At 66.3% G+C, this 3,411-nt stretch carries 3 protein-coding genes and 1 tRNA gene; 2 read left to right on the forward strand and 2 right to left on the reverse strand.

Annotated features, from left to right (window positions below):
* Nucleotides 1-96: 96 nt before the first annotated feature.
* Nucleotides 97-181: transfer RNA gene (locus B4F19_RS10215), tRNA-Leu, on the reverse strand.
* Nucleotides 182-294: 113 nt separating this feature from the next.
* On the opposite strand from B4F19_RS10215, the gene B4F19_RS10220 reads away from it, so the two are divergent.
* Together B4F19_RS10220 and B4F19_RS10225 are read left to right on the forward strand one after the other, a co-directional pair.
* The gene (locus tag B4F19_RS10220; RefSeq protein WP_414683159.1) at nt 295-1,602 is read left to right on the forward strand and encodes a M20/M25/M40 family metallo-hydrolase; all 1,308 of its coding nucleotides are present in this window, start codon (nt 295-297) and stop codon (nt 1,600-1,602) included.
* A 14-nt stretch (nt 1,603-1,616) separates the two neighbouring features.
* Nucleotides 1,617-2,441 carry an undecaprenyl-diphosphate phosphatase gene (locus B4F19_RS10225; RefSeq protein WP_228179068.1) on the forward strand — a complete coding sequence of 275 codons (825 nt, stop codon included), beginning with the start codon at nt 1,617-1,619 and terminating at the stop codon, nt 2,439-2,441.
* A gap of 25 nt (nt 2,442-2,466) precedes the next feature.
* On the opposite strand, the gene B4F19_RS10230 is transcribed toward B4F19_RS10225, so the two are convergent.
* On the reverse strand, nt 2,467-3,333 hold the full coding sequence (locus B4F19_RS10230; protein WP_292734621.1) for a PAC2 family protein: 867 nt from the start codon (nt 3,331-3,333) through the stop codon (nt 2,467-2,469).
* Between the last annotated feature and the right edge of the window lie 78 nt (nt 3,334-3,411).

Consider the following 3,411-nt stretch of genomic DNA (forward strand, 5'->3'; position numbering starts at 1 on the left):
CGGAGCCTCCGGCGGCGTGGGCCCACCCCGGGGCGTCCGCGTCTACCCCTCCCGGACAAACGAAAAAGGGCCCCTTTCGGGACCCACTTTCGTTTGTGCGCGAGGGGGGACTTGAACCCCCACGCCCTATACGGGCACTAGCACCTCAAGCTAGCGCGTCTACCTATTCCGCCACCCGCGCAGAGTGGTTTCGGCTTCGCAACCGAAGATCGACATTATCACGTCCGCGGCACCGCCGATAATCGCAGGAGGTCTCGACCCGAAACATTCGCGTCGTCTGATCGCGGTAGGTTGGTGGCCGTGTCGCATACCGAATCGGATCTCCCCGAAGTCGTCGTCGTCGCCCGGGACCTCATCCGTTTCGACACCACGAACTGGGGTGGGGGACAGGCCCGCGGCGAACGCGAAGCCGCAGAGTACGTGGCCGACTATCTTCGGAAGCTCGACCTGACGCCCGAGATCTACGAACCGATCGACCGGCGAACGAACGTCGGCGTTCGCATTCCGGGAGTGAACCGCGACAAGCCCGCGCTTGTTGTCCACGGGCACCTCGACGTCGTGCCAGCTGTCGCTGAGGACTGGTCGGTCGACCCCTTCGCAGGAGAGATTCGCGACGGGATGCTGTGGGGACGCGGCGCGGTCGACATGAAGGACATGGACGCCATGATCCTCACCTCTGTCGCAGACATCCTGCGCAGCGGGCGTCAGCCAGCGCGTGACCTCGTGGTGACCTTCTTCGCGGACGAAGAAAACGGCGGCGGCGAGGGCTCCGCACTGGTCGTTCGCGACCACCCGGAGTGGTTCGCTGGCGCGACCGAGGCCATCAGCGAGGTCGGCGGTTACTCGATCGACCTCGCCGGTCGCCGCGCCTACCTCCTGCAAGTCGGCGAGAAGGCGCTGGTCTGGATCCGCCTCATCGCCCGCGGACGGGCCGCTCACGGCAGCGCCTTCCATGAAGACAACGCTGTCACCCGCCTCGCCGAGGCCGTCGCCGCGCTCGGACGCACGGCGTGGCCGGTGGAACTGACCGCGACGACGGAACGGCTGACCCAACGGATCGCCGAACTCACCGGCCAGGCATCGGATGACCCTGATGCGGTGGCCGCGGCGGCAGGGCCGGCGTCGAGATTCCTACGCTCCACCATCCGCACCACGACGAATCCGACTGCGCTCGCCGCCGGGTACAAGCACAATGTCATCCCGGACCGCGCCGAGGCGTTGATCGACGTGCGGACCCTTCCTGACGGCGAGGATGGTGCCCTGCGCGCCATCCAGGACATCGTCGGGCCGGACATCGAGATCGAGGTCGTCCACCGCGACATCGGTCTCGAGGTGCCCTTCGAGGGCGAACTGGTCGATGCGATGGTCGCTGGCCTCCGGCGACACGACCCGGGCGTTCCGGTCCTCCCGTACCTGATGAGCGGAGGCACCGACAACAAGGCACTGGCTGAACTCGGCATCCGAGGCTACGGGTTCGCGCCGCTGCGGCTTCCGGCGGATCTGGATTTCACCGGTATGTTCCACGGTGTTGACGAGCGAGTCCCGCTCGACTCGCTCGTCTTCGGTCAGCGCGTGCTGACCGACCTGCTGTTGTCTTACTGATCCGGAAGGCATCCATGCTGCTGGAAGCAATCATCCTCGGCCTCGTGCAGGGGCTCACGGAGTTTCTGCCGGTCTCATCGAGTGCTCACCTGCGCATCCTGGGCGAATTTCTTCCGAGCGCTGAGGACCCGGGTGCAGCCTTCACCGCCATCACCCAGATCGGTACCGAGGCGGCGGTCGTCGTCTTCTTCTGGCGCGATATCGTGCGGATCGTCTCACGCTGGTCGCTCGCCCTCGTCGGGAGGGCGCCGCGGAATGATCCCGACGCCCGCATGGGCTGGCTCATCATCATCGGATCGGTGCCGATCGTCGTGCTCGGGCTGCTCTTCCAAGATCAGATCGAGACGACGCTCCGATCGCTCTGGCTCGTCGCCGGAATGCTCATCTTCTTCGGCGTACTGCTGGGCATCGCCGACCTCGTGGGTGCGAAGCGGCGAAAACTGGACCAGCTCACCCTGGGACACGGCGTCATCTTCGGGTTCGCGCAAGCTCTCGCCCTGGTCCCCGGAGTCTCGCGGTCTGGCGGCACGATCACCGCCGGACTGTTCCTCGGTTACGAACGCGCGGCTGCAGCCCGGTACGCCTTCCTCCTGGCGATCCCTGCGGTCTTCGGCAGCGGCTTCTATCAGTTGTTCAAGAGCTGGGACGAGCAGGGGCCGTTCACCCCGATAGAGACTGCTGCTGCCACCGGTGTGGCCTTCATCGTCGCGCTCGGCGTCATCGCCTTCTTCATGAGCTGGATCTCCAAGCGCAGCTTCCTGCCGTTCGTGGTCTACCGGGTAGCCCTCGGGGCGACGTTGCTCGTGCTGCTGAGCATGGGCGTCATCCAGCCCTACTGACTCGGGTGAGCGGGGCCGAAACGGGTCAGGGCTTGCGAGGCTCGTCGCGTCCACCGCGACCGGGCCCGTCGCCGCGACGACGAAGGTACTTCTCGAACTCTTGCGCGATGGCATCCCCCGACGCTTCCGGCGAGTCCCACGTGTCCCGCGTGCGTTCGAGCTGGTGGATGTACTCCGTCATCTCCTCATCGTCGGCCGCCGCAGCGTCGATGGAGGCCTCCCACGTGCGTGCCTGAGCGGGAAGGTCGCCGCGGTCGAGCTTCGCGCCCGTGATGTCTTCAAGCCGATCGAGCAGTGCCAGGCTCGCCTTGGGTGAGGGAGTGTGGCCGGCGACGTAGTGCGGGACGCTGGCCCACAATTGCGCCGCCGGGATGCCGGCAGCCGTCGCGACGTGCGAGATCACACTCAGGATGCCGACGGGGCCCTCGTAGGAGCTGCGCTCAAGTCCCAAGGACGTCCGCACCGGTTCGCTCTCGCTACCCGCGAAGACAGAGATCGGACGAGTGTGCGGAACATCCGCCATCATCGACCCCATCGCAACGAACCCGGTGATGTCTTCGCGCAGGGCGACATCGACAAGTTCGGACGCGAAAGCCTGCCATGCTCGCGCCGGCTCGACCCCCGTGAGCAGCCAGAGCTGCGTGCCCCGCGTCGCGCGGGTGGGACGGTGAATTGTCGTCTCTGGCCATGTCAGCTCGCGGGCGCCATCCGCGGTCGTGCGAATCTGGGGACGCGTGTACTGATAGTCGAAGTACAGTTCGGGATCGACCGAGTAGACAGTCTCGTAGCCGCCGGAGTCGCGCAGATGAGCGACCGCCGAGGACGCTGCTTCACCCGCGTCGTTCCAGCCGTCGAATGCGGCGACGAGAACCCTGCGTCCCAGTCCCTCCACGTGACCTCCTCAGGTGGCGATCCATCCAGAATAGGACGCCGCTGTCGGGCGGGTGCGAGAAACGTCGAGGTCGGGGGG

This window comes from Microbacterium sp. UBA1097 (assembly GCF_002313585.1).
Taxonomy (GTDB): domain Bacteria; phylum Actinomycetota; class Actinomycetes; order Actinomycetales; family Microbacteriaceae; genus Microbacterium.